20 protein-coding genes and 1 pseudogene are annotated in these 25,661 nt (G+C 61.4%); 11 read left to right on the top strand and 10 right to left on the bottom strand.

Annotated elements, in window-relative coordinates; genetic code table 11:
• Positions 1-3: 3 nt before the first annotated feature.
• The 6 genes from AB3X98_RS19380 to tssB all read right to left on the bottom strand — a co-directional run bounded on the left by AB3X98_RS19380 (position 4) and on the right by tssB (position 8,369).
• Positions 4-261, bottom strand: a complete 258-nt coding sequence (locus tag AB3X98_RS19380) for a PAAR domain-containing protein (protein WP_368602587.1) — start codon at positions 259-261, stop codon at positions 4-6.
• Positions 262-436: 175 nt separating this feature from the next.
• Positions 437-1,258 carry a hypothetical protein gene (locus AB3X98_RS19375; RefSeq protein WP_368602586.1) on the bottom strand — a complete coding sequence of 274 codons (822 nt, stop codon included), beginning with the start codon at positions 1,256-1,258 and terminating at the stop codon, positions 437-439.
• Positions 1,224-3,806: a glycoside hydrolase family 19 protein gene (locus AB3X98_RS19370; protein ID WP_368602585.1), complete on the bottom strand. Its 2,583-nt coding sequence runs from the start codon at positions 3,804-3,806 to the stop codon at positions 1,224-1,226. Before AB3X98_RS19370 ends, AB3X98_RS19375 begins: the two co-directional genes overlap by 35 nt.
• Before the next feature lie 8 nt (positions 3,807-3,814).
• On the bottom strand, positions 3,815-6,154 hold the full coding sequence (locus tag AB3X98_RS19365; protein ID WP_368602584.1) for a type VI secretion system Vgr family protein: 2,340 nt from the start codon (positions 6,152-6,154) through the stop codon (positions 3,815-3,817).
• A gap of 96 nt (positions 6,155-6,250) precedes the next feature.
• Positions 6,251-7,783, bottom strand: a complete 1,533-nt coding sequence (tssC, locus tag AB3X98_RS19360) for a type VI secretion system contractile sheath large subunit (protein WP_368602583.1) — start codon at positions 7,781-7,783, stop codon at positions 6,251-6,253.
• A 73-nt stretch (positions 7,784-7,856) separates the two neighbouring features.
• On the bottom strand, positions 7,857-8,369 hold the full coding sequence (tssB, locus tag AB3X98_RS19355; RefSeq protein ID WP_368602582.1) for a type VI secretion system contractile sheath small subunit: 513 nt from the start codon (positions 8,367-8,369) through the stop codon (positions 7,857-7,859).
• Between the two features lie 506 nt (positions 8,370-8,875).
• Here tssB and tssK point away from each other — a divergent pair.
• From tssK to AB3X98_RS19320, 7 genes are all read left to right on the top strand, one after another.
• Entirely contained in the window at positions 8,876-10,228 is a 1,353-nt protein-coding gene (tssK, locus tag AB3X98_RS19350) for a type VI secretion system baseplate subunit TssK (protein ID WP_368602581.1), read from the top strand.
• Positions 10,225-10,953 (top strand): DotU family type IV/VI secretion system protein, encoded by a 729-nt coding sequence (locus AB3X98_RS19345; protein ID WP_368602580.1) that lies wholly within the window; start codon positions 10,225-10,227, stop codon positions 10,951-10,953. The genes tssK and AB3X98_RS19345 overlap by 4 nt, the downstream gene beginning before the upstream one ends.
• Entirely contained in the window at positions 10,950-12,725 is a 1,776-nt protein-coding gene (locus AB3X98_RS19340; protein ID WP_368602579.1) for an OmpA family protein, read from the top strand. The genes AB3X98_RS19345 and AB3X98_RS19340 overlap by 4 nt, the downstream gene beginning before the upstream one ends.
• Positions 12,726-12,820: 95 nt before the next feature.
• Positions 12,821-13,306, top strand: coding sequence for an Hcp family type VI secretion system effector (locus tag AB3X98_RS19335; protein ID WP_368602578.1), 486 nt, complete (start codon positions 12,821-12,823; stop codon positions 13,304-13,306).
• Positions 13,307-13,457: 151 nt separating this feature from the next.
• Complete coding sequence (tssH, locus tag AB3X98_RS19330) at positions 13,458-16,184, top strand: type VI secretion system ATPase TssH (RefSeq protein ID WP_368602577.1); 2,727 nt, start codon at positions 13,458-13,460, stop codon at positions 16,182-16,184.
• A 13-nt stretch (positions 16,185-16,197) separates the two neighbouring features.
• Entirely contained in the window at positions 16,198-16,629 is a 432-nt protein-coding gene (gene tssE / locus AB3X98_RS19325; RefSeq protein ID WP_368602576.1) for a type VI secretion system baseplate subunit TssE, read from the top strand.
• Between the two features lie 178 nt (positions 16,630-16,807).
• Positions 16,808-17,146: a DUF2322 family protein gene (locus AB3X98_RS19320; RefSeq protein ID WP_342949096.1), complete on the top strand. Its 339-nt coding sequence runs from the start codon at positions 16,808-16,810 to the stop codon at positions 17,144-17,146.
• Positions 17,147-17,195: 49 nt separating this feature from the next.
• Here AB3X98_RS19320 and AB3X98_RS19315 read toward each other — a convergent pair.
• From AB3X98_RS19315 to AB3X98_RS19305, 3 genes and pseudogenes are all read right to left on the bottom strand, one after another.
• Positions 17,196-18,127: pseudogene (locus AB3X98_RS19315) on the bottom strand (MFS transporter).
• Positions 18,128-18,290: 163 nt separating this feature from the next.
• The gene (locus AB3X98_RS19310) at positions 18,291-19,442 is read right to left on the bottom strand and encodes a CaiB/BaiF CoA transferase family protein (protein WP_368602575.1); all 1,152 of its coding nucleotides are present in this window, start codon (positions 19,440-19,442) and stop codon (positions 18,291-18,293) included.
• A gap of 7 nt (positions 19,443-19,449) precedes the next feature.
• Entirely contained in the window at positions 19,450-20,409 is a 960-nt protein-coding gene (locus AB3X98_RS19305) for a hydroxymethylglutaryl-CoA lyase (RefSeq protein WP_368602574.1), read from the bottom strand.
• Positions 20,410-20,536: 127 nt separating this feature from the next.
• On the opposite strand from AB3X98_RS19305, the gene AB3X98_RS19300 reads away from it, so the two are divergent.
• The gene (locus AB3X98_RS19300; protein WP_368602573.1) at positions 20,537-21,466 is read left to right on the top strand and encodes a LysR family transcriptional regulator; all 930 of its coding nucleotides are present in this window, start codon (positions 20,537-20,539) and stop codon (positions 21,464-21,466) included.
• Positions 21,467-21,486: 20 nt separating this feature from the next.
• Here the strand turns inward: AB3X98_RS19300 and AB3X98_RS19295 are convergent, their stop codons facing one another.
• Positions 21,487-22,434: a LysR substrate-binding domain-containing protein gene (locus tag AB3X98_RS19295; protein ID WP_069263667.1), complete on the bottom strand. Its 948-nt coding sequence runs from the start codon at positions 22,432-22,434 to the stop codon at positions 21,487-21,489.
• 180 nt (positions 22,435-22,614) lie between these two features.
• On the opposite strand from AB3X98_RS19295, the gene AB3X98_RS19290 reads away from it, so the two are divergent.
• The 3 genes from AB3X98_RS19290 to AB3X98_RS19280 are packed head-to-tail and all read left to right on the top strand — an operon-like array spanning position 22,615 to position 25,661.
• Entirely contained in the window at positions 22,615-23,682 is a 1,068-nt protein-coding gene (locus AB3X98_RS19290; RefSeq protein WP_368602572.1) for an ABC transporter substrate-binding protein, read from the top strand.
• A 49-nt stretch (positions 23,683-23,731) separates the two neighbouring features.
• Positions 23,732-24,802: an ABC transporter ATP-binding protein gene (locus AB3X98_RS19285; RefSeq protein WP_368602571.1), complete on the top strand. Its 1,071-nt coding sequence runs from the start codon at positions 23,732-23,734 to the stop codon at positions 24,800-24,802.
• Positions 24,789-25,661: an ABC transporter permease gene (locus tag AB3X98_RS19280; RefSeq protein WP_368602570.1), complete on the top strand. Its 873-nt coding sequence runs from the start codon at positions 24,789-24,791 to the stop codon at positions 25,659-25,661. The genes AB3X98_RS19285 and AB3X98_RS19280 overlap by 14 nt, the downstream gene beginning before the upstream one ends.

Below are 25,661 nucleotides of genomic sequence, written 5' to 3'. Positions count from 1 at the left end.
GCCTTATCGGACCTTTGCGCCGTCAGTCGAGGCTATCAGGACACTACCGCACTGCGTCGCGTCGCTATCCCTCGACAAGGGCGTACCGGCGTCCTTCATGCTGCTGCTTCCTTCAATGATTTCGTTGTCGCCGTGGATTGGACAGGACACAAGGATGCCAACCTTCGCAGCACGCCGTCCCTTCACCTTGATACGGTCGGAACCCGAAAGTACCTTGCCACCGTGGCTTGTGCTGTCACCTTCGTATGCAAGTTTTTTCATCTTTTAATAGTCCTTGGTCGGTCGACCTGATTCACACTGAAAATGGATTCAATGTACTGTGTGCAGTCAGAATTACAGCCTTATATTGTCATCCTCGAGTGCCATCCACAGTAAAGCACTGTGCATTTCATTTTTAGGCAGCAATCCTTCTCATGATAGCCATTCCATCAATCGACTAATTTCTATTCTTTTCTTGCACGTTGGCATCCAGTGCATGACACATTAGCCACATCACTAAGGGCTTCGTCCCGCCAGAGTACGCAATTTGGCACCATCCCGCAGTAGCCTTATCAACAGTGGCCCGATCTCCTTTGATCAAGTATTTTCTAGTCTTGCTCTTAACGTTGGGGTCTTCAAAAAGATAGCTCTTACTCTTCAATCTTACGGAAATAAGCCCGTCCGTACTCATCAGCGTGGCGAAAGGAGAATTCATTGCCTGCTGAACATCATTCTTTGATTTGTAAGGATATTCATAAATCTTCTTTCGTTCATCCGATACCCAGCTGTAATCGGCTCCAAACCACTCAGAAGCGCGCTCATCACGACGTAAAGTGTTCCCAAACGGAGCAAAGACAGCAACCGAGTAGAATTTCCCGGACGAATTCGGCTCCACGAGAGATTCTCGTATATCCACGGAATGAATTACGAATATCTCTTCCCGATGACCGTGAGCTACCATCAATGAAAATGCGTCAACAATCTCACCAGGCGTATCATCATAAAGGAGCCCCCGGCCTTCCGCTTTCACGGGGGCGTTCCCATTGGAGATGTAGTACATCGAAATTGCGTCTGCACCGATTTGTGTCCCAGTCTTAGGGTTTAGCACTGGTTCCTGAACAAAGCAAATCGTCCCGGCTTTAATGTCCAGCGGCGGATAGCTTTGCTGCCCATGAATATCGGCACATGTACTCTTCGCAAATGTCGAACCGCATGTGAGAATAACCACCCCCCAAAAAAATCCCTTAATCATCCGTACACCCTGATGAAAAAATTTCATTGAATATTAGAGATATCTCTCTATGGTATTGCTGCCGCTCGGAAAGGGCTTTATATCCTGAGTTTATCGGATAAGTAACCTTCCTAACTCCCTCATCACCGGTAGTGGCGGGATTGTCGGCAATCGAGCCAATCCCCCTGCTACGCCAATACCATAGACCAGTTTCTATAATAGTATTTGGATTACTTTCGACAAGTTCCGGCTGACTATCAATAGCGTAATCAATATCTCTGGCGCACTGCTTATAGGTTTCGTAGTGAGTCAACTGCAGCAGGCCGCGACCGCGAAAGTCCTTTCCAGGCTGCTCGCTCGCACCAAAACAGTGTTCTCCATAGGCAGAGTCATTTGCAATCAAATGATTTTTAATCCAAGCTATTTTCTCTGCATGAGTTGAAAAAGTCATATGCTTGCGCGCGAATCCGTTATTAATCGCAGTGGGGGCCATATTGTACAAACTCTGCCCCGTGTAGCTCACATAATTTAGCGATTCTCTGAACGAAGTGAAGTGGGTTGTTTCAACCTTTGCTTGCGCAAGTAGATGTTTTATTTGCCGGCAACTGTTGACGCCATATTTTTGAAATAAATCGATTGAAGCAGCCCGAGGCAATTCATCAACGAAGGCACCATTTGCATTTGGCGCAATTCTCTTCATGAAGTCTTTAGTCAACGTGATTGACGCACCGCACCTCTTGCAAATAAGATTTTTGGCAGCGAAATTCCCCACCAGCGCAACCGGATGAATATGAAAAACATCCGAACCCGGAAATCCCGGCACCCCGGCCTTGACCTCATCCCACCACACGAGATTGGCGACGCGCTTTTTTTCCTCTTCGTGTTCGGGACGAGGGCCAGTGTGCTGCTCAATGGCGGCGATCAGGTCCTGCCACTTGGCCGGGTTGGCCCATTCACTCTCGTGCTTCGGAATCAGGCGCGAAGCCCGGAATGCAACCCATGGGAAACCGGAACCCTGCGCGCTTTGCCCGATGCTGGAGAGTTCGTCCACAGCGTGCGCACCGTCGCCCGTCGGGAAAAGCACACCGTAGATTGCAGCCATGAGCGAGCTAAGTTTGGCCTTGGAGCCCCGGTCGGGTGTCTGCTGCTGTCCTGCCTGGTAGGCGACATAGTCCTGCGTGTTCGCGAAGATGGTGTGCGCTGGATCGTGGTCCTCGTCGTGACACTCGAAGTCCACCCAGCTTTGGGCATGTTCGCGGGTCACCATGCCACCGGCAAAGCTTTGCTCCCGCACCCAACCTGAAACCGGGTTGCGTTGAATATCCTCGCTGTCGATTTTCCACCAGGTGCGCTTGTGCCCGTCGTTGCCAGGCTGCGTTTCCGTGACCATGTGGCTGGAATCGTGCGGCAGCGTGGCAAATCCACAGACCTGAATCACATCGGTCGGATTCGGCTCTTCGCCAGGTTGTGCGGGGGGCGGGGCCTGGTACAGATGCACGCCACTGTTCACGCGCAAAATGGTGGGGTCCGGTGACACACCCAGCTGGTTCCACTGATTCCTGTTCCCGGTCGTTTCCTCGATGTGCGTGTCGACCCAGTTCCGCCCGTCTTCGATGAACTGTTTGATGGTGTCATCACAGAACACCTCAATGTGCACCATCCGGGTGGAAGTTGAATTGCGAAGGGAGTCGAAACGCCCAAGGTAGCCGAGCACATCACCCGCCTTGACCTTGACCCGTCTTCCCTCCGGTACGACGTTCACCGAATCGAAGGACGAATCCGGCACAACGTTTTTTACGACAGGGCCGTCGTGCCCGCGCTCCTTGCCCAGAAATATCCATTTACCGATGGCAACGGCTGGATCTACATGCTCACCAACCTTGGGTGCGTACAGCGCTCCGGGCGCGTCCGCTACTTGTCCCCAGGATCCCTCGCGTTTAGAGAGACTCACCTGTGTTCCCACCGGGAGAATCCCGAGCACGGCTCCGTAGGGTTTGCTTGCGCGGACATTCAGTCCTGTCTGCCCGTCAGGCAACGGCTGGCCGTTGGCGCCGGGTTTGGGTTTGTCGGACGCCTCCTGCGTCACTTCCACCTTCGCGGCCCAGTACGCCGGCCACGGCAATGCCGGATCACTTTCGTAGCCGGCGAAGTCCTGCAGATGCATGTACAGGCTGAAGAATGTGAGCGTCGTGCCACGAGGAAATTCCATCGTGTGCTTCACAAGTGCAAAACCCGTGCTGTACGACGCGTTGATCGCGGGCTGGCCATCGGTGGCCGGGATCCGGTTGACCGGATAGGCCCGATTCAGGCGCCACGCAACAACTTCGCCATCAGCAATACAGCGCACCCCAGCCTTGAGGTCCATTGACTGCCCGGCACCCGCCTCGGTGACATGGATGCCGCCGTGCCACATCCCCCCGCTGCTTACCGGAAACGAGCCTGACGATTCCCGCTTCAGAAGCCGGTATATCTCGTGTTCGTCGGTAAAGTCTGCTGCAGCGCCACCATTGCCTTGTCCCTTCTTGCGAAACGGAAAGGCGAACGTGATCTGCTTCAGGGGCTGTGTCGGTGTAGCCGCTGGCGAACTGTTTGCCATGAAATATCCTATTCAGAAAAACCAAAACCCAGGTTGTCCTTGACATCCGTCAACGGTGTACCGTTCCAGTTCGGAAACGTGAAGTTGCCGCCGGCCGCGTCATCCACTTCCAGATTGCCCTTCGCATCGATCTGGCCGCTTGGGCTGGCCAGTTCAATCCGTCCATTGGCGACCTTGACATACGCGCCGGACCCATCACCGAGCGTGATGCCTTTTGACGCAGTGATCATGACTTCGCCAGTGGAGGAGCTAACCACCACGTTCTTGAGCGCCATCAGTTCCAGCTCGTCGCCCTGCGCCTGAACCTGTACTTTTCCCTTCGCCGAAAAAATCCGGATCCCAAGCTTCGCCGCAAAGAACGATATGGCCTCGCCCGCAGCAAGGGTGATGCGTTTGAACGCTCCCATATCGAGCCCTTCACCTGCAGTGACAAACATCTGCTTTTGGGCCGCCAGTTGCATGTGCTGACCGCTGGCGATACCAACGCCGTCGGGCGCACTCGCGACGATCACGGACTTCTTGAGCTGAATGAGCCTCTGTTCAATAAGGTCTCGCTGCTGGTCAATTTCAGCCAGCCACGCTTTGGCGGCATTGGCCGAATCGTTGAGCGAGCGCAGCAGATCTTTGGCCTGCTGGAGCGTTGCGTTCGCATCGTTCATCGCGAGCTGCTGCCCCGAAGCACCAGGTTGCGCCTCAGCCGAAACGAGCACGCCCTTCGCCCCCCGAACTGACACGTGTCCGTCGGTGCGCAGTTCGACACCCTGCCCTCGCTCCTTGCGATTGCCGTCGACCATATGCCCAAGATTGAGCTCGCTAGTCTGAAACGGCGTCGTCAGGTGAATATGCTCGACGCCTTCCTTGTCCTCCATGCGCATCTCATTCTGCGCGGCCGTGCGAATGAGATTGCGCGTATTGTTCAGGTTGTTGACGAGATCGGGATGCAGGCTGTCATGCAGCGCTCCGATGATGATGGGCCGGTTTGGATCCGCGGCCGTAAATTCGAGCGCGACCTCCGCGGAATCGATCAACGGGAAGTGGTGACCGTAGTTGTCGCCGCTGTAGGGCTTGGCAAAGCGCACCGGCCGGCTCGTGCCACCCGGGCTCCACTCATCGAGATCGAACGGCAGCTTGATGACGTACCAGCCTTCTTCCGTCAGATAGGCATATTTGTAGTTTCCGGGTGACGTGATCCGGGCCGGCAGAATGCCCTTGATTTCCGGTTTCGGGATCGTGTCCATGGATGTTCGCCAGACCCGATCCGAAGGAATCCCCTCGAACGTCACGCGGTACGACTTGTTGCGCCCACCGTGCGAGCGTACCGACGTGATGAAGATCCCGTGCTTCGCATCGACCTGAACCGGATCGACCAGCATGACCTCCCCGGCTTCCAGCCAGAACGGATTGCCCGTGCCGATGAACGTCACCTGACTCGCGAGGTGAGCCTCGTGCCGCAGGCGGGCAACGCGCTGGCCTTCCTCCGGCGTCTCGTAGTGCTCGCCCCAGTGATAGTCGACGGCGTTGGTGGTCTTGTCGCCACGCGCCGTGTTCTCCTCGACCAGCAGTGAGACGTCGGCCTGGCGATGGTTGTAGTCGTGCAGGCGCACGGATTGTGGCACGCGCCGGGTACGCCGCCGCAGCGACTTGATCGAGTCGGCACCCACGCTCTCGAGCCCGGAGTCACGACGATGCGGCACTGTACGCTGCTTGCGCGCGTACGCATCCAGATCGTCGCCGAACACCATCACCGCGTAATCCTTTTTCTGCTCCCACCGAAACCAGATGCCTTCTTCCGCACAGATGCGCTGGATAAACGCGAACGTCGTCTCGTGGTACTGGGTGATGTACTCGTGCCGCTTGTATGTACCGCGCAGGTTGAACCTGAAATCGACACCGGCCCGGTAACCGTAGTGCCGCAGCGTGTCGGTAATGATCTCTTCGACCGACTGCTTCTGGAACAGCCGGCTTGTCCTGCCACGGTTCAGGTCCGCCATCGCAGGCTCGAGCCTGACGCGGTAGCGCGTCTCGTCGGCGGAGGTCTCGTGCTCATCGAACTTCGTGATGATGCCGTGGACGGCCTGTGCGGGCGGCCTTTTGCTGAACTTTTCAGCGTTCTCGCCAAACATGCGTTGCAGGTGGCCCATGTTCGGGTCGACCGGATCGATGATGAACCGGGCTGGACGCCCGAGTACCTGATCCATCGGAATACCCGCTATCGGGCTTGTGAATTCAATCTCGTACTCGTAGAGCTGGCTGATCCGGTCATGGCCCGCGAACTTCACTATCGAGAATGGCGCCGGATGCGGCGCCAGCTTCAATTCATAAGCCTGTAACGGCATGAGCCACGACATCGAAAACCTCCCGGATACGCAAAACGCAAAAGCACCGCCGGAGCACCCACGGGCACCCCGGCGGCTTGCACAGAAAACGTCAGATCAGCGCCGGGTTCACCCCTTGGCCTTCGGCATCTGCGACACCAGCGATAGGCCGATGTCCATGCCTTCGACCTGGAAGTGCGGGATGATGAAGAGCTTGATGCGGAAGAACCCGGGGTTGTCCTCGATGTCCTCGACCGTGACCTTTGCCTCGCGCAGCGGGTGCGACGCCTGGAGTTCGTCGCCCGGGTCCTTCATCTCGGTCACCAGACCCTTGATCCAGTTGTTCAGCTCCAGCTCGAGTAGCCGGCGATCCTTGGTCGTCCCGATGTTCTCGCGCTGAATGAGCTTCAGGTAGTGCGCAATACGCGAAAGCAGGAAAATGTACGGCAGGCGCGAATTGATGCGGCTATTGGCCGTGGCTTCTTTTGTTTCGTAGAGCGCAGGCTTCTGTGCCGAGTTCGCCGAGAAGAAGCAGGCGAAGTCGTGGTTCTTGTAGAACGAGAGCGGAATGAAGCCCAGGTTCGCGAACTCGAACTCGCGCGTCTCCGGAATGAGCACCTCCGTGGGAATCTTCGGCTGGGAGCCGGTCCCGAGGTCATACAGATGGACCGGCAGGTCTTCGACCTTGCCGCCCGCCTGCGGTCCACGGATCTGGACACACCAGCCGTTGTTCACAAAGCTGCGCGTCATGTTGGCTGCAAACGCGAAGGAGGCATTCACCCAGAGATACCGGTTGTGATCCGGGCCTTTCACCGCTTCTTCGTAGTTGAAGGCGCGCACTGGCACCGTATCCTTGCCGTACGGCAGGCGGCCAAGCACGCGCGGCATGGTCAAACCTACGTAACGGGCGTCATCGGTATCGCGGAAGCTCTTCCACTTGATGTACTCGGCTCGGTCGAAGTAGTTGCCGATGTCCTGGATGGCAGCGACTTCCTCCATCGTCTTCTTGCCGAAGAACGCCGGGCCTACCGAGCCGATGAACGGCATGTGGGCAGCTGCCGCAACCTTCGAGACGTTGCGCAGCAGGGCGATATCCTGCGGCGAGTTCTCGAATTCGAAGTCGCTGATCATCGCGCTGACCGGCTGGCCGCCAGGCGTGTCGTATTCCTCGATGTACGTGAGGCGATAAAGACCGCTCTGGATGAGTTCGGACGCGTCCTCGAAATCGCGTTGCAATGCCTCTTTCGAGACGTCGAGCAGTTCGATGCGCGCGTTGCGGCGGAAGTCGGTGCGCGAGACCAGCATCTTCACGCCGCGCCAGCGACCCTCGAGCGCCTGGAATTCGGGCGCGTGCATCACCGCGTCAAGCTGGCGACTGATCTGGCGATCGAGTTGCCCGATATGGAAGTCGAGCAGCGACTTGTCGAGGCGATCGACCGGGCGGCTCGACTTCGCCACCAGTTCGAGAAACGCGCCCATGCCGCGCGCGATGCGCTCGCCAGCCGAAGCTTCGGAAAGCGTGTCGCCGTCGCGGAACGCTTCAAGCGGCCGCGCCTCAGCGACGGGTTTGAGATTGATCTTGCTGCACAGCGCGGCGTACACGCTGTCTGCGTCGAGCACTACGGTCTCGGTTGCGCTCGCGGCGCCTTTGTTCTGGCTCATTGCTGTTCCTGTCTGCGTTTGAAACACAAGCTGATTGCGGAAAGCGGTGAATGCCGCTTTGGCCCGGCGCCTTTCAGGCATGCCCTTCCGGCTGGGTAGCAGCCGTCGCTAGCTGCGCCAGCTCGCCGCGCAGTTTGTCGGACAGACGCTTGTCCTTCAGGACCTTCTCGAATTCGCGGCGGAATGTCCCGTTATCCAACAGATTCGATTTGAGGTCGCGCAGCAGGTTGCGCATGGCGAGCAGCGCCTGGAGTTCGGGAATCTGTCGGGCCACCTGCTCCGGATCGAAGTCCTTCAATGAGCGGAACGAAAGATTCACGGGCAATTCGCTGCCATCTCCAGCCAGCGTATTATCGACGCCAAACTTTAGATTCGGCGCATAATCGCCGAGCACGGCATCGAAATTGTTTTTATCAATATTGACCTTCTTTCTTGCGGCGAGCGGTGCATTTTCCGCACCCGCGCTAAAATTAGCGGCAACAAGCAACTTGAGTGGCAGCTCAACCTTCTTCTGGGCTCCGCCGGTGTGAAGATCCAGCGTGATCGACACGCGGCTTTTTGGGATTTCTCGCTGAAAGCTATCCATAGTATGTCTAATTAATTAGTGTTCAAGATTCCGCAGAACTTGACGGTCGCGATGCGGTGTCGTGCGTTGCATGTGTGGTCCTTCGCCACATGCATACTCGCAGGGATCTAGTACAGAAGGCACCCCATGGCGTGGTCTCCATTCGTGCGACCTGTTTGCGACGGCCCATTAAATCCGAATACATTCATGCCGTCAATTGGAATTTCTTTTCGCCTTTATCTCTAAATACTCAATTGTTAATTTTTGAATAAAATTAAAAACTTTCCGCAACGGCGCCCACCACAAAATTAGGACTTTCGAAATTGACATCCATCATGCTCCCTTGCCTATATCAATATCGAGATACGCGTTCAGCATATTATTTTTATGCGAGTTGTTAACGTTTGTCAGATCTCAAACTTAATTCAATACAAAATCCGGTTTACCTTGTATAAAGCCGTTCGACATCTCCAATTGAAGCCACTTTCTTAAAGAAGATAAGTACAAACCAAAAGAGACCATCACCAATGCGGATCCATAAACCTCTTTGGCACGACGGCCTGATCCTTTCGCAGCAGCACTTCCAGCAGATGGAGCGCGCGAGCGGATTCGCCGTGCAGCAGTTCGTGGCCGCGGCTTTCGCCGAGCCATGGGGCACGCTGGGTGTCGTCGTGGATGAAGAAGCGCTCAAGACGGGCCGACTGAAACTCGAGCAACTCAAGCTGCGCCTGCCCGACGGAACCCCGTTCGATTCGACGGTCAGCGACGCGATTCCCGGAGGACGCGATCTGACGCAGGGTATCCCCGCGGACCGCCAGAGCTTGATCGTTTACGCTGCGCTCGCGCTGCCCGACGCCAATGGGAACAACTGTCGTTTGGATGAAACCGCGCTCGCGCGGCCGCGGCGCTCCTATCGCGAATTCGTGAAGGTCATGGATCTGAACGGCACGGCCGAGACCGAGATTGCGGTCGAACGCCACGCGCTGCGCCTGCTCTTCGATTTCGAGCCGCATGCCGATGACACGGTGTGCGCGGTTGCACGGCTCACGCGCGCGCCGAACGGTCAGTTCCAGGTCGATCACCGCTTCGTGCCGCCGTGCCTCACGCTGGCCAGTCATCCGCTGCACATCGAGCGACTCAACCGCCTCGCGGACATCCTGCAGGCAAAGAGTCTCGCGCTTGGCGCGCGTCGCAGCGAGCGCGTCGAGCAGGTGACCGAATACGGCGTGGCCGACGTGCAGCTGTTCTGGCTGCTGCACTGCATCCACGCGGCGTGGCCACAAATTCGGCTCTTCTTGACGCATCCCGCGCGGCCACCCGAGCAGCTTTATGTCACCCTCACCCAGCTGGTCAGTGCCCTGACGACGTTCTCCACCGCCGTGCAGCTTGCCGATATTCCCGCGTGGGACCACGAGCACGCCGATAACGTGTTCACGAAGCTGGAATCGATGATCCGGGAACTGCTCGATGCAATCATTCCGTCCCGCGTGATCCCAATTGGCCTCACGCGCAAAACCCCGACGACATGGTCCGGACAGTTCCTTGACGAGCGCATCGTCGGTGGTGTGTCCGACTGGTACCTGTCTGTCAACGCGCGCATGACTGCATTTGATCTAGTCGAACAGTTTCCGCGTCTGTGCAAGATCGGCGCACCGGATGATGTCGAACACATCGTCAATTCTGCACTGCCTGGCATTCCACTCAAGGCGGTCCAACGCGTGCCCGGTGCGATTCCGGTGCGACTGGACAACCAGTATTTTTCGCTGGACTCCAGCAGTCCTGCCTACGAGAAAATGCTTGCCTCGAGAGCCTGTCAGATCTATTTGCCGGGGTCCGTCGCTGATGCCTCGCTCGAACTTTACGCGGTGCTGCGCTCATGAAAGTCCTGACCGATCGCCACGACACGCCCGCGTATCTGTCTGAGCCTGGCTTTGTTCGCGCGAGCAACCCTGGCATCCGGGCCCTGCTGCGTGACACCGGACTGCTCGTCACATCACTCGGCGACCACGGGACCGTAAAAAACGCGGAGCAATTCCGCAACGACTGCCGCAAGCTGATCCAGAAGTTCTCGGATGCCCTCACGCAGCATGGCTATCCCGAAGACGTCAAGCACGAAGTCTCGCTGGCGCAGTGCGGCCTGATCGATGAAACGGCGCTACGCCATCTCCCCGAAAGCAGCCGGGCAGCGTGGGCACTCAACCCGATTCAGGTCGAGCGGTTCAAGGTGCATGACGCCGGCGAATTCGTCATTGACCGGATCGAGGCACGCCTGCGGGAAGCAACACCGAATGCAGACCTGCTCGAAAGTTACGCCGCGATCCTCGGCATGGGTTTTAAGGGCCGCTATGCGCTCGATGGCGAAAGCAGGCTCGTCGAACTCATGGGCACACTCAACGCGCGCCTGAGAAAGCTTCGCCCGCATGAGGCGCAGTCGTTTGTCTCAGACCGTGCAGGACGCCCGCTTTCCGACTGGTTCCGCCGACTTTCGCCGTGGGTTTTAGCCGCGGTCGTCTGCGTGATTGCAGCGGTCATCTGGAGTACGTGGGCCGTTGCACTGAATGCGCAAGTCACGCGCGTTCCATCGGCAAAGGTTGCGCAGCCGTGAAGTCAGACCTCCCCTTGCTGACTTCTGCGCCCAACGGTGCGCCGCTTCGCAGCGACGAAGGACTCGATTATCCGTTCCGGCTCCAGGTTCTTCTTGCAAGCGCTCTGGCGCTCGTCCTGGTCTGGTTCGTGGCGCGAATCGGACCGGTGCTTGCGTGGCTGCTCTCCTGCGCGGTCCTGTCTGTCGCCATGCTGCTCGTGGTCCTGTATACCCGGCGAATTTCCATCGCGCGCAGGCAGGGCGCGCAGGTACTCTGCGCACTTGGACAAGCAACCGCCGGCATACCGGTCGACCTCCGTACCCGAATGCCGCTCGTGCTGGTGACAGGTGATGATCTGCCCGCACTGTTCAACAGGAATGAAGGCGAGCGTTTCGCCTATGTTGGCGAAGGCGCAATCTGGCTACGCGTGGACAGCCCTAAAGACCTGGCACGTCTGGCCATCGCCGTGAAGCAGTGGCGTGACGGGCGCGCTCCTGATGGCGTCGTGGTCTCGGTTGTGCCGGCAAGATACACGGATGTCGATCTTCTAACCCAGTCACTGCGCGCGGCGCGCCAGGCAGTTGCAGACGCCACGCGCATGCTCGGCGCGCGCGCCCTGCCCGGCTATGTCGCTGTGTACCAGCGACTGACAACCGAAGCCGTTGGGCTTGCCGGGCCGCAATGGCACGGTGTTTCTTCGGCTACCCGCATGGTTGACGCGCAGCGGTTCGAGACCGTGATACGGGCGGCGGAAGACGAGATCATGAGCGCACCTAACCGATGTGTAGCGGCCACGCGGGCCGCCGCACTTGCGTCGCTCATTGGCTGGACGCAACGCGTCGTGCTTTACACGCTTACCGACCCGCGGCAGCCGGCTAGGCCGCTGGCGCTATTCGGTGCCGGCTGGATCGACTGCGGCCCCGCGGGCCGTGCCGGCAGCCCATGGAACGTGGATGTGGAAATGCAGACGAGCGTCGTGCGCAACACGGCGTCGACATCGCCCGCGCCATGGCCGCTACCGCAGCCGCTGATCGAGGCACTGCCTGTGCGGCACTGGAGATCGCCCCGGCTCCTGGCGCTGATGCATGCCCTTGCGATGTTCGCTTGCGCGTCCGGCATCGCGTTTTACTGCGCCGGAAAAAACAATCAAACGCTGCTCGCACGCATTCAAGCCGATCTTGGCCGTTACTCGATGATTCCGGCCGACCACGACGCGGCAAGGCGTGAAGCGCTCAAGACCCTCGTGAACGATCGCGACGAACTTGATCGCTACGCTCGAAGGGGGGTCCCACTCGATCTGTCGTTCGGCCTGTACCGCGGCGCGAGACTTGCCCCGGCGCTCAACGACGCGATCGCTTCCTATCAGCCTCCCCCGCCGCCAGGCGTTCTCACGTTTGACAGCATGTCGCTGTTCGACAGCGGCAAGGCCCAACTCAAAGGCGGCTCGACACGGATCATGGTCAACGCGCTGGAGATGATCAAGGCGCATCCGGACAGGAGGATTCTCGTGGCGGGCCACACGGACAACATCGGTAAACCCGACCGCAATCTGCGGCTTTCAACCGCGCGCGCCCAGTCCGTGCGCGACTGGCTCATTGATGCCTCCGGCATCCCGTCGACGCAATTCGCGATCCAGGGCTACGGCGACACCCGCCCTCTTACGGACAACGACACGGCCGCCGGGCGTGCGAGGAATCGACGTGTAGAAATCACTCTCCTACCTGATGCGGCACAGCCCGCCCCGGCGGCTATCGCCACGCAAACGGCAGCGTCCGGAGCGGCGCCCAGGTAGGCAGGAGCCTTTGTCCCCGAAGCCCAGGCTTCGGGTTTCGCGAGCCCGGTCACTGTCTCCGGGCGATTCGTAGTACGAAAAAAGGGAGTTAAGGAATGGCAATTCCGTCATACATGTGGCTCAAGGACGATGGTGGCGCCGACATCAAGGGTTCGGTGACTGTTCAGGGGCGCGAGGGCAGCATCGAGATCACGCAGTTCAACCACGACCTGCATATTCCGACCGACGGCAACACCGGCAAGCTCACCGGCACGCGCGTGCACGCGCCGATCACGCTCGTGAAGGAAACCGACGCGTCGACGCCGTATCTCTACAAGGCGGTGACGAGCGGCCAGACGCTCAAGTCGGCCGAGATCAAGTGGTACAAGATCGACGACGCCGGCAAGGAGAAGGAATACTTCAACACGAAGCTCGAGAACGTAAAGGTCGTGGCGGTCCGTCCGAGGATGCTCGACATCAAGATCCCCGACTACGAGAAGCACAACCACCTCGAGGAAGTCGAGTTGCGTTACGAGACCATCACGTGGTCCTACAAGGACGGCAACATCATCCACAAGGACACCTGGAACGAGCGCTCCTGAGCCCTGCTTCCTGACGATAGTCCGGGGACCGTCATCGCATGACGGACCTCTTTCGCCAGTCCGCACAAGCGGACTGGTGTTTTTGCTGCATCGGACGGCCACTTCCAGTGGCCGCATCCCTTCTCCCTTGGCCCGCACAGCCAGCCACGACATGACCCTGTACAACGACCGAAGCACACATACCCGGGATATCAGCCAGCTCCTGCGCAGGCTCAGTCCGCATTGCACGACCGCGCTCGAGGCAGCAGCAAGTCTGTGTCAGACGCGGCTTGCGGATGAAATCACGGTGGAGCACTGGCTACTCAAGCTGCTCGAGGCCGGCGACGGTGATATTTCCGCAATCATGGATCACTACGATGTGGACGTCGACGCCATATGGAGCGCGTTACTTGGTGCCATTGAGCACACCCCGCGCAACCTGCGGGGCCGGCCGAGCCTTTCCCCGCAACTAGCCGCTGTCCTGCAAGACGCCTGGTCTCATGCGCTAAGCCTCGCAGACGCACATGAGACGGAGATCCGCTCGGGACATATTCTGCAAGCGATCGTCGAAGCACCTCACGTTCTGCGCACATGCGCCACGTGGCCGCTGCTCTCCGTGAGCAGCGCGCAAATCCAGCGTCTACTGCCTCGTCTCGGGTCCCGTACCAGCGAAAAACCGCCCGAACTGCCAGAACCGCAAACAGGCGCTATTACCACGGCGTCAGCCGCTGCCAGTGCAGATCATGCGGAGGAGGCAAAAGCACCGCCGCCGGTGGCGCGCAGCGTTGAGGGTGACGCGCTCGCCCGCTTTGCAGTGGACATCACCGGTAAGGCGCGAGACGGCAAGATCGATCCGGTCTTTGGGCGCGATCGCGAGATCCAGCAGATGGTCGACGTGCTCGCGCGCCGGCGCAAGAACAACCCCATCCTCGTGGGCGAGCCGGGTGTGGGAAAAACAGCGCTCGTCGAAGGCCTCGCGCTTCGTGTGGCCGAAGGCACGGTGCCCAACGTGATCCGCGACGTGCGGATCCTCACGCTAGACCTTGGTCTGCTTCAAGCGGGCGCTGGAGTAAAAGGCGAATTTGAGCAACGTCTAAAGAATGTGATCGACGAGGTGCAGGCGTCCAGCGTGCCGATTCTGCTCTTCATCGACGAAGCGCATACGCTCATCGGCGCAGGCAATGCCGCCGGCGGCGCCGACGCGGCCAACCTGCTCAAACCCGCTCTCGCGCGCGGCGAGTTGCGCACAATTGCGGCGACCACGTGGTCGGAATACAAGGAATACTTCGAGCGCGACGCCGCGCTCGAGCGGCGCTTCCAGATGATCAAGGTCGATGAGCCCGATGATGACGCAGCGTGCCTGATGCTGCGCGGGCTCAAGAGCCGTTACGCGCAATATCACAACGTGCACATTCGCGATGAAGCGCTCGTGGCCGCAGTCAAGCTCTCTCGTCGTTACATCCCGGCCAGGCAGCTGCCGGACAAGGCTGTCGACCTGATTGACACTGCGGCAGCGCGCGTACGGATGGGTCTCGAATCGCCGCCGGCCGACCTGCAGCGCGCACGCGCTGCCGTTTCAGCGCTGGAGTTGGAACGCTCGATAGTGGAAGACGACGCCCGCGCGGGCATCGTAGAGATGAAGACACGTCAGGCAGAACTCGGCGCGGCACTCGTCGAGGCACAAGCCGCGCTTGAGACGTTGCAGCATCGCTATAACCATGAACTCGCGTCCGTGCGTGCACTGAATGAATTACGGGTTCCTGCATCGGGTAACGAGCCCGGCACCCTCGTGCAGGCACATCAAGCACTCCAGCACATCCAGGGCAAGACACCCCTGATATTCGCCGACGTGGACGCGCAGGCGGTCGCGCGCGTTGTCGCCGAATGGACCGGCGTGCCGGTTGGGAGCCTCGTCGAGGACGAACTACAGAGCCTTCTCACGCTCGAGGCGCAGCTCGCGAAAAGGGTGGTCGCCCAGGACGACGCGCTCGTCGCACTCGCGGAAAGCCTGCGAACCGCCAAGGTCGGATTGAAGACCGAGCACGCACCGCTCGGCGTGTTTTTGCTCGCGGGGCCTTCCGGTGTGGGCAAGACTGAGACCGCACTCGCATTGGCCGACCTGCTGTTCGGGGGCGAGGCGGCACTCACCACGATCAACATGTCGGAGTATCAGGAAGCCCACACGGTTTCGCAGCTCAAGGGCTCGCCGCCGGGCTATGTCGGTTATGGCCGCGGCGGCGTGCTCACGGAGACGGTGCGACAGCGCCCCTACAGCGTCGTGCTGCTCGACGAAGTCGAAAAGGCTCACCGCGACGTGCTGGACCTGTTCTACCAGGTATTCGATCGAGGAGCGATGCGCGACGGAGAGGGACGTGAGATTGATTTTCGCAACTGCGTGATCCTGATGACCTCCAACCTCGGCAGTGCGCAGATCGACGAGATGACGGCCGGCCATCCGGACAGCGCGCAACCGGCGCTACTCGATGCCATCCGGCCACAGCTCGTCGCGCACTTCCAGCCTGCGCTGCTCGCGCGTTTCCAGACGCTGGTGTACAAGCCGCTCGACGTCGTCGCACTTGGCGCCATCGTGCGCATGAAGCTCGACAAGGTGGCCGCGCGCCTGAAATGTCAGCACGGTGTCGAACTGGATTGCGACGATTCCCTGATTGCGTCCATGGCCGAGCTTTGCCTTGCCCGTGATTCTGGCGCACGCACCGTCGATGCCTTCCTCAATCAGCGCGTACTCCCGACGGTGTCGCGCGAGTTGCTCACCCGCATGGCGAGCGGCACAACGCCAGCAAAGATCGTCCTGTCGAGTTCGGCTGAAGGCAGTCTCACGATTGATTTCGTGGATCAGGCTCAGCCGGTCGCAATCACGACTGAAACAACATCCGGCTAATGGAGGCCTCCCCATGCCGACAGGCCCTTCCCTCTATGACATGCTGCTTGGCCACATCAATGGCGAGGCACTCGAAAACCACGATGACAAGACGCTCGAAATCCTGAGCGTCCAGGCAAACATTGGGCGAATCCTGAACACGCGTGCGGGTGCGCTCAAGCATGTGCCCGACTTCGGATTGCCGGACCTGACCGACGTCTACAAGAACCTGCCAGCGTCAGTCCACGATTTGCGCAACCAGATGGAGAAGACGCTGCTCAAGTTCGAGCCACGTCTGCGTTCGATTGACATCGAGATCAGCGACAAGCCCGATCCAGGGCTTCTCGTGAGCTTTACGATGGTCTGCCATCTCCGGAAGGCCGGGCTGGTTCGGTTCGGAACTTACTTCGAGCCACCCGGGCGCATGCGTATCGAGCGGCTCGTCATTCGTGAGCCTAAGCGCTAGTGCGTTTTCGATCAACTTGCGCGACAGGGCCTCGAGTCCGAAATGGCACCGCGAGATTTACAGTAGCCTTTCACATGAAATCGCCACATCGAGCCCGATGCCCGACGGCGCCCGCCCCAATCGGCTAAGATACGGCTCCACAAAAGCCATTTTTCGAACCAACGGAGTGTTTTCAGTGATTCAGGCAATTCAACCGGGCGCCGTCTTCAAGGACAATCTCGCACTGCTGCCGGGCATCGACGGCATCGAGCGCATCGATCTCGTGGACGCTCAGGGCAACATCGCCGCGAGCATCGAAAACAAGCCCGGCAAGCAGGGCTCACTCGCGGTCTACCACTATCTGCGCGAAGCTTTCGGCACGCTCGACTCCAACGCCGCCGAGCATGGCCTCGCCGTATTCGCCGAGCACACCGCCGACGCGAGCAACCGTCCGGGCGCACACCCGAACGTCGATCGTCTGCTCGAAATCGCAGCAGGCGGCCCGACGCTGCGCATCGACGTGATCGCCGCAGCCTGAGCGTTGCCTTCGCAGGCGTGCCAGCCGGCGCGCCTCCTTGCCTGGCAACTCAAGCCGAAAGTTCTTCCAGCCGAACGCCATTCGTGCGCGGCCCGAATCCGCCGATCGAAATCATCACCGCGAGCATGCACACGGTGATGCCGGCGAACACACCGCTCACGCCAAAATCGCGCAGCAACGCGGCGATGATGAAACCCGACATCATCGCGCCCACGCGGCTCGCGGAATAAACGATGCCGTTAGCGCTGCACCGCACCGCAGTGGGGAAAAGCTCGGCCTGATAAGCGTGATAGCACACAGATATGATCTGCCCCGCCAGACTGATCAGGACACCGAGCGAAATCAGCGCGAGCGGCCCGCGCGCCTGCGAGAACAGCAAGCCGAACACGATCACCGCAAAGGCCGAACCGACGATGAGCCACTTGCGCTCGATGCGATCGGCCACAAGCATCGCGAGCAGCGGCCCGCACGGCAGCGCAATGGCGATCACGACCGCATAGAGCAGGCTCTTGGTGACGCGATGCCCACGCCGATGCCGGTGATGAAGCGCCACAGGATCAGCCCCTGCGAGGTATGCTGAAACGCCATCGCCACCGAGCCCACCGAATACCAGAGCAGCGAGAACGTAAAGACGCTTCGTCGTCCGAATCGGTCGGGCAACCAGCCGAAGCAGAAGGTGCCGACGAAAAGCCCCGCGAAGGTCGCGGCGACGAAGGCCCCGATGCCGTTGAAGCCGAAGAATGCATGCGTGGTGGTTTGCAGCATGCCGCTTTTTGCCATGCCTGGGGCGATATAGCCCGTGAAGATGAGATCGTAGACCTCGAAGAAGCCGCCCAGCGAGATCAGCATGACCAGCATCCAGAGCTGGCGCGTGGCGGGCAGGCGGTCGAGCCGCGCGGAAAGCGCTGCCGCCGCGCGATTGCCTGCGGGTGGGGCCGTGACGGCGTCGAGCGGGGCGTCCGCGCCGAGGGTTCGTTGCATGCTTGTCTCCGTGACGACGCCTCGCCGGGCGTCATTCTTGTGAACGCCGGGGCCGCGAGCGTGCGGCGCGTGCGAGCTTCTGCCGGCTCGTGGCACGCGCAACCGTATGGCAGACCGGCGGGGGAACTGCGAACCTACTGCTTCTACTTCGTCTGCCGCTCGCTCAGGGCGCTGCGTGTGACTTCAGGCCCGCCAGCACCGCTTCGGTATGCTCGCCCACCTTTGCTAGCGGCTGACGCACGCCGGGACGGCGACCGCCCATCATGAGCGGCAGCAGTACGACTTCGGTCATGCCGCCGTCGTCGGTCTGCATCGGCACGAGTCCGCCGCTCGCCTTGAGGTGCGGGTCGTCGAGCAACTGGTCGGGGCGCACGATCGGCGCGTACGGAATGCCGGCCGCTTCGAGACGCGGCATGAGTTCGGCCACCTGTTGCGTGGCGAGCGCAGCGCCGAGACGCTCGAGCAGTTCGGGCCGCACCGCCACGCGCAGCGCGTTGTTCGCGAAGTGCGGCTCGTCGGCGAGCTGCGGGCAGCCGATCACGTCGCACAGCGTCACGAACTGCTTGTCGCTCACCGCGCCGATGAAGAGCTGTTCGCCTTCGGCAAGCGTGAACACGTCGTACACGCTCCAGGCCGACACGCGCGAAGGCATGGGCGGCGGCGCTTCGTGCGTCATAGCGTACTGCTGCATGTGCTGCGCGCTCAGGAACACGCAGTTCTCGAACAACGCGCTCTGCACCTCCTGGCCGCGCCCGGTCGCGTCGCGCTCGCGCAGCGCGGCCAGCACGCCGATCGCACCGAACATGCCACCCATGATGTCGTTCACCGATGTCCCCGCGCGCAGCGGCCGCCCCGCAGGCCCGGTCATATACGAGAGGCCGCCCATCATCTGCACGACTTCGTCGAGCGCGAGACGCTTTTCATAAGGGCCGGGCAAAAAGCCCTTGTGCGAGACGTAAATGAGGCGCGGGTACCGCTGCGAGAGCGTGACGTAATCGAGGCCGAACTTTTCCATCAGGCCGGGCCGGAAGTTTTCGAGCATCACGTCGCACTCGCCGATCAGCTCGACGGCTGCCGCGCGGCCCGACTCGGTGTTGATGTCGAGCACCACGCTCTTCTTGTTGCGGTTGAACGAGCGGAAAAAGCCGATGCCGAGGCCCGGCAAATTGCGCGTCTTGTCGCCGCCGGGCGGTTCGATCTTGATGACTTCGGCGCCCAGGTCCGCGAGGATCATCCCGCAGGTGGGGCCCATGACCATGTGCGTGAATTCGACGACGCGCACGCCTTCGAGCGGCAAACGGTTTTGCGTATTCATAAGGATCTCAAACTAGTCGGACGTGCTGTGCAATTGCGCCAAAGGTCTTCGGCAGGCCGGCGCGCCAGAGCGTGCCGTGCAGCGTTTCGCCCGCCAGCCACTGGGCCACGCGCGTGCGCAGCGCCAGCAGCCGTTCGATGTCGATGCCGGTATCGATGCCCATGTCGGCGAGCATGAACGCAAGGTCTTCGCTCGATGCATTGCCGCTCGCGCCCGGCGCATGCGGACAGCCGCCGATGCCGCCGAGCGTGGCGTCGAAGCGCGTGACGCCCGCCTCCAGCGCCGCATAGACGTTGGCGAGCGCGAGGCCGCGCGTGTCGTGAAAATGCGCGCAGCACAGCCGCTCGCCCGCGATCTCGCGCGCGGCCTCGAAGAGTTCGCGCACGGCGGCGGGATTGGCGTAGCCCACGGTGTCGGCGAGGCTCACGCGGTCCGCGCCCGCATCGAGCAGCGCCTGCATGCAGCGCAGCACCTCGGCGGGTTCGACGCGCCCTTGCAGCGTGCAGCCGAACGCCGTGCCGATGCCGCCTTCGATCAGCGTCTTCGCGCCGCTCGCGTCGCGCGCGGCGCGGATGCGCGCCACTTCGGCCACGACTTCATCGGGCGTCTTGCGCAGGTTCGCGAGGCTATGCGCCACACTCGCGGAAAGGGGCACGAGCAGCAGGTCCGCTTGCGCGTCCAGCGCTCGCTCGGCGCCCTTCAGGTTCGGCACCAGCACCGAGACGAAGAGGTCCGGCAGCGTCTTTGCGTAAGCGACGAGTTCCGCCGTGTCCGCGAGTTGCGGCAGGAGGCGCGCAGGCACGAACGAACCCACTTCGATCTCGCGCTGGCCGGCTTCGTGCGCGGCGCGGATCCATTCGATCTTGTGTTCGGTCGGCAGCACCGTCTGGATGCTCTGCAGGCCGTCGCGCAGGCCGACCTCGCGTATCACGGCACGCGTCCGGGCCCATTGAGGTAATGGGGGCATGAGGGTGTCTCCGTTGTTGTCTCCAGCGATGTGCTAACTTTAGGCATTCCGCAAAATACATATAGCGGTATTTTGGAAGCTTTAGGATTCCAATCTGGAAACGTACAGAACGCAGTCAGGAGACACCGTGCACGACATCGACCTCAAGACCCTGCGCCTTCTCGTGAGCGTGTGCGAGTACGGCAACATGGGGCGCGCGGCGCGCGAGGAACACATCGAGCCCTCGGCCATCAGCAAGCGCATCGCCCAGCTCGAAACTGAATTCGGCGTGCCACTGCTCACGCGCTCGCGCCGCGGCGTGCAACCCACAGCGGCAGGCGTCGCTCTGCTCGAACACGCGCGCAGCGTGATCTTCACGCTCGAGCGCGCGGCCAGCGACGTCGCCGCGCTCGGCAGCGGCCTCTCGGGCAGCGTGAGCGTGTGCGCCTCGGCCTCCGCGATCGCCGAGGCCCTGCTCGACGATCTCGCGTCGTTCATGCGCTTGCCCGCCTACAAGAACACTCGCGTGAACGTGGAAGAGCGTACCTCGCACGAACTCGTGGAACGTGTGCGCGACGGCGCGGCCTCGCTAGGCGTGTGCTGGGACAACGTTGATCTCGGGGGGCTGCAATCGCGCCCCTGGCGCGAAGACCGGCTGGTGCTCGCCGTGCATCCCGAGCACCCGCTCGCGAAACGCCGTACGATTGCCTTCGAGGAAACGCTCGATTACGAGCACGTGGGCCTGCCGACCTCCACGGCCGTGCATACGATGCTGCGGCAGTCGGCGGCGCGCGGCGGGCGCACGGTCGCCTATCGCGCGGTGGTCTCGACGCTCGACGCTGCGTTTCGCGTGGTGGCCGCCAATCTCGGCATCAGCGTCGTGCCCCAGGAGGTGAGCAACACCTACCGGCGCATCATGGACGTGCACACCATTCCCCTCACCGACGCCTGGGCGCGGCGGCGTTTCATCGTCTGCTTTCGTGCGTTCGACACGCTTCAGCCCGCGGCGCAGCGCATGGTCGAACATCTCGTGGAACGCGCGGCGCAGAAGAAGCGCGGCGCGAAGAGCAACGCCTGAGCGCGCGCCTCAAGCCGCCGTCAAGCCGCCGCTTTCTTCGCGCGTTTGCGCGCGGGCTCGCGATCGGCGGTTTTCATCTGCGCAATCAAACCGTCGTGGTGCTCGCGAAGCACCTCGACGAATTCGGCCACGAGACGCTCGCGCGGCCGATTCGGCGGAAACAGCAGGTATGTGGGGAACAGCACCGCCGGCGAGAACGGCCGGATCGCGATGTCCGGCCCCGCGAAATCGCGCGCGACGATGGGATGCGCGAGCGTCACGCCCATGCCGCAGCGGACCATCTCGCAGCAGATCGCCGTGTACTGGGCCTCGATGGCGAGCACGCGCTCTACACCCGCACGCTGGAACACTTCGTCCATTTGCGTACGCGTGCCGTCGCCGTGGCACAGCGAGATGAACGATTCACCTTCCAGGTCGGCAGGCCGGATCGTGGCCTTTTTCGCGAGCGCATGCGTGGCAGGCATCACGCAGACGGCCGCAACCTTCGAAAGCAGTTCGACCTCGCAGTTCGACGCTTCGCTGATATACACCGCCACACCCAGATCGCAGAACTGCGAGCCGGTCCAGTGGTTCACCGTGCCCGACGTATTCACGTGCAGCGAGACCGTCACGCCCGGAAAGAGGCGGCGAAACTTGTCGATGGCGTGTGGCACGAGCGTGAGCCCCGCGGAAGGCATGGCGGCAATGCGCAAACGCCCGCTGCCGAGATTGCGGATTTGCGCGGCGGCGTTACTGAGTCCCTGCAGGCCCACGTACGCGCGCTCGACTTCGCGAAAAAACGCATTGCCCTCGCTCGTGGGAATCAGGCGGATGCCCACGCGCTGAAACAGCGTAAGCCCGGTCTCGCGCTCCAGTTGCCCGATCAGGCGGCTCACGTTGGGCTGGGAGGTGTAGAGCGCCTTCGCGGCGGCCGTCATCGAGCCTGACACCATCACCGCGCGAAACGCCTCGACGTGCTTCAGATTCAAGGTGATCTCTCCTGGGCTTAACCCTGATTCGTGCGCCAGGGCCTAACCCTGGTCCATATCATTCCCGTATAGGTTGGCATTTTATTCGTATTGGACGATATGGCCAGCCCGGCACAGACTGCGATGCATCGGCGCACTGTCCGGTTCGCCGCTCCCCACATTCGAATGGAGATCGTCGTCATGAGAGCCGCGATGCGCCGTCGTTCAACCTTCCCTCCCAAAGCCGCATTCGTCGCACTTGCCGTCGCCGGCACGCTCGCCGCGGCCTCGCTCGCCCAGGCCGAAACCACGCTGTATGTCGCCAACGTCGGCGGCTCCAACGAGCAGCTCTATCGTCAGAAGATCATCCCGGCGTTCGAAAAGGCGCATGACGTCAAGATCGTGTACGTAGCGGGCAATTCGAGCGACACGCTCGCCAAGCTCCAGGCGCAAAAGGGCCACGAGCAGATCAACGTCGCCGTGATGGACGACGGCCCGATGTATCAGGCGATGCAACTCGGCCTGTGCGGCAAGCTCGACGACGCCCCGGTCATGAAGGACCTCTATCCGCTCGCGCACATCGGCCCGACCGCCGTGGGCGTGGGCATGGTGGCGACCGGCATCGGCTATAACGAACAGGCGTTCAAAAAGCTCGGCCTGCCCGCGCCCGATTCGTGGAAGTCGCTCGAAGACGCGCGCGTGAAGGGCAAGCTCGGCGTGCCGCCCATCACCAACACTTACGGCCTGCATACGCTCGTGATGCTCGCGCGCCTGAACGGCGGCGGCGAGAAGGACATCGACCCCGGCTTCAAGGCCATGACGAAACAGGTCGCGCCCAACGTGCTTTCGTGGGCACCCACGCCCGGCGAAATGGACGGCCTCATGCAGTCCGGCGACGTGATCATCGCGCCTTACGGCAGCGGCCGCGCGGTGGCACTGCAAAACACCGGCTTCCCGCTCAAGTTCATCTACCCGAAGGAAGGCGGCGTGGCGCTGCAGGTGGCCGCGTGCTCCATTGCCCAGAACGCCCAGCCGCAGCTCTCGCAGCAGTTCATCCAGTTCCTGTTGAGCCCCGAGGTGCAGGCGCAGCAGGCGGCGGACATCGGCCTCGGCCCCGTCAACAAGAACGTCAAGCTCACGCCTGAAGTGGCCGCGCGCGTGCCTTACGGTCCTGACCAGATCGCGAAGCTCACGGCGATGGACTGGACCACCATCAACGAGCATCGCACCGAGTGGACCGAGCGCTGGAACCGTTCGGTCGAGCGCTGATGCGCGCGCTCTCCGCCCCGCACCCAACGCACAGCGAGGACCGACGCTCATGAGCTTCCTCACCCTGCAAGGCATCTCGAAGCGCTACGGCGACTTCACGGCGATCGAGCAGCTCGACCTCTCGGTCGAGCGCGGCGAGTTTCTCTCGCTGCTCGGTCCCTCGGGTTGCGGCAAGACGACCACACTGCAGATGATCGCGGGTTTCGTCACGCCGAGCACCGGCCGCATCATGCTGGACGGCCGCGACATCACAAACGAACGGCCGGAGAAGCGCGGCATCGGCGTGGTGTTCCAAAGCTATGCGCTCTTTCCGCACATGACCGTGGCCGGCAACGTGGGCTTCGGTCTCGAGATGCAGAAAATGAAGCGTGCGCAACGCGCGGAGCGCATTGCCGAGGCGCTCGAACTCGTGCGTCTGCGCGGGCTCGACGCGCGCTACCCGAAGGAGCTGTCGGGCGGCCAGCGCCAGCGCGTGGCGATCGCCCGCGCCCTTGCGATGCAGCCCGAACTCTTGCTGCTCGACGAGCCGATGTCGAACCTCGACGCCAAGCTGCGCGAAGAGATGCATATCGAGCTGCGCGCTATCCAGAAACGCCTTGGCATCACGACCCTGCTCGTCACGCACGACCAGGTGGAAGCGATGACGATGAGCGACCGTATCGCCGTCATGCACCGCGGCACCATCGCGCAGTTGAGCACGCCGTTCGACGCTTACGAGCGCCCGGCCACACCCTTCGCTTCCACCTTCCTTGGCCGCACCAACACGCTCGCTGGCGAAGTGCTGCGCCGCAATCCGCGCTGCGCCGAGGTCGAGGTCGGCGGAACGATGCTGCACGTGCCCCATGAAGGCCGCGAGGTGGCGGGCGCCGTGAACGTGTACATCCGCCCCGAAAAAGTGCATCTGGCCAACGGCGACGCGCGCCTCAGAGGGCGTGTGACGACGCGCGTGTTCGTCGGCAATCAATGGCTGCTCGCGGTGGAAACCTCACTCGGCAAGCTCCACGTCGCACAGCCCAACCACGGCGCACCGCCGCCCGAGGAAGGCCACGAAGTGGGACTCGCCTGGACCGACGACGATCTGCGCGTGCTCACGCGGGAGGGCACCCATGGCAACGCTTGACGACTCGCGCGCGGGCGCCGCGCCGTGGCTGCTCTCCGCCCCTGCGCTGCTGCTTTTTCTCGCGCTGCTGCTGGTGCCGCTTCTGCTCACCTTCGTGCTCTCGTTTCACGTTTTCAGCGACATCGCGGGTGTGCAACGCGGCTGGACCGTCACCAATTACCTGGAGGTCCTGAGCGATCCCTACTACGGCGAAATCTTCCTGCGCACCGCCGGACTCGCATTCGCCGTCACGCTGCTTTCCATCGTGCTAGGCGTGCCCGAAACGCTGGTGCTCGCGCGCATGCGCAGGCCCTGGCAATCGGTTTGCCTGCTGATCGTGCTCGGGCCGCTGCTGATCTCGGTGGTGGTGCGAACGCTCGGCTGGCAAATCCTGCTGGGCAATAACGGCGTGCTCAACAACGCGCTGCAGGCACTCCACATCACCGACGAGCCCATTCGCCTCGTCTATACCATGACTGGCACCATCATCGCGCTCACACACGTGCTCGTGCCGTTCATGGTGATGTCGGTCTGGGCGACGCTGCAAAAGCTCGATCCGCAGGTGGAATGGGCCGGGCGCTCGCTCGGCGCCTCGCCACTGCGCGTGTTCCGCCGCGTGATCCTGCCGCAGATCATGCCGGGCGTGCTCTCGGGCTCGATCATCGTGTTCGCGCTTTCGGCCTCCGCGTTCGCCACGCCCGCGCTGATCGGCGGACGCCGCCTGAAGGTCGTCGCCACGGCCGCCTACGACGAGTTCCTCGGCACGCTGAACTGGCCGCTGGGCGCGAGCATTGCCGTGCTGCTGCTGATTGCCAACGTGGCGATTGTGATGGGCTGCAGCCGACTCGCCGAACGCCGTTTCAAGCACATCTTCGACTGA

Origin of the sequence: Paraburkholderia sp. BR14312, assembly GCF_040948675.1 — a bacterium.
GTDB classification, from domain to species: domain Bacteria; phylum Pseudomonadota; class Gammaproteobacteria; order Burkholderiales; family Burkholderiaceae; genus Paraburkholderia; species Paraburkholderia nodosa_A.
The sequence above is the reverse complement of the archived record's forward strand: the minus strand, read 5'-3'. Positions and strand labels throughout refer to the sequence as shown.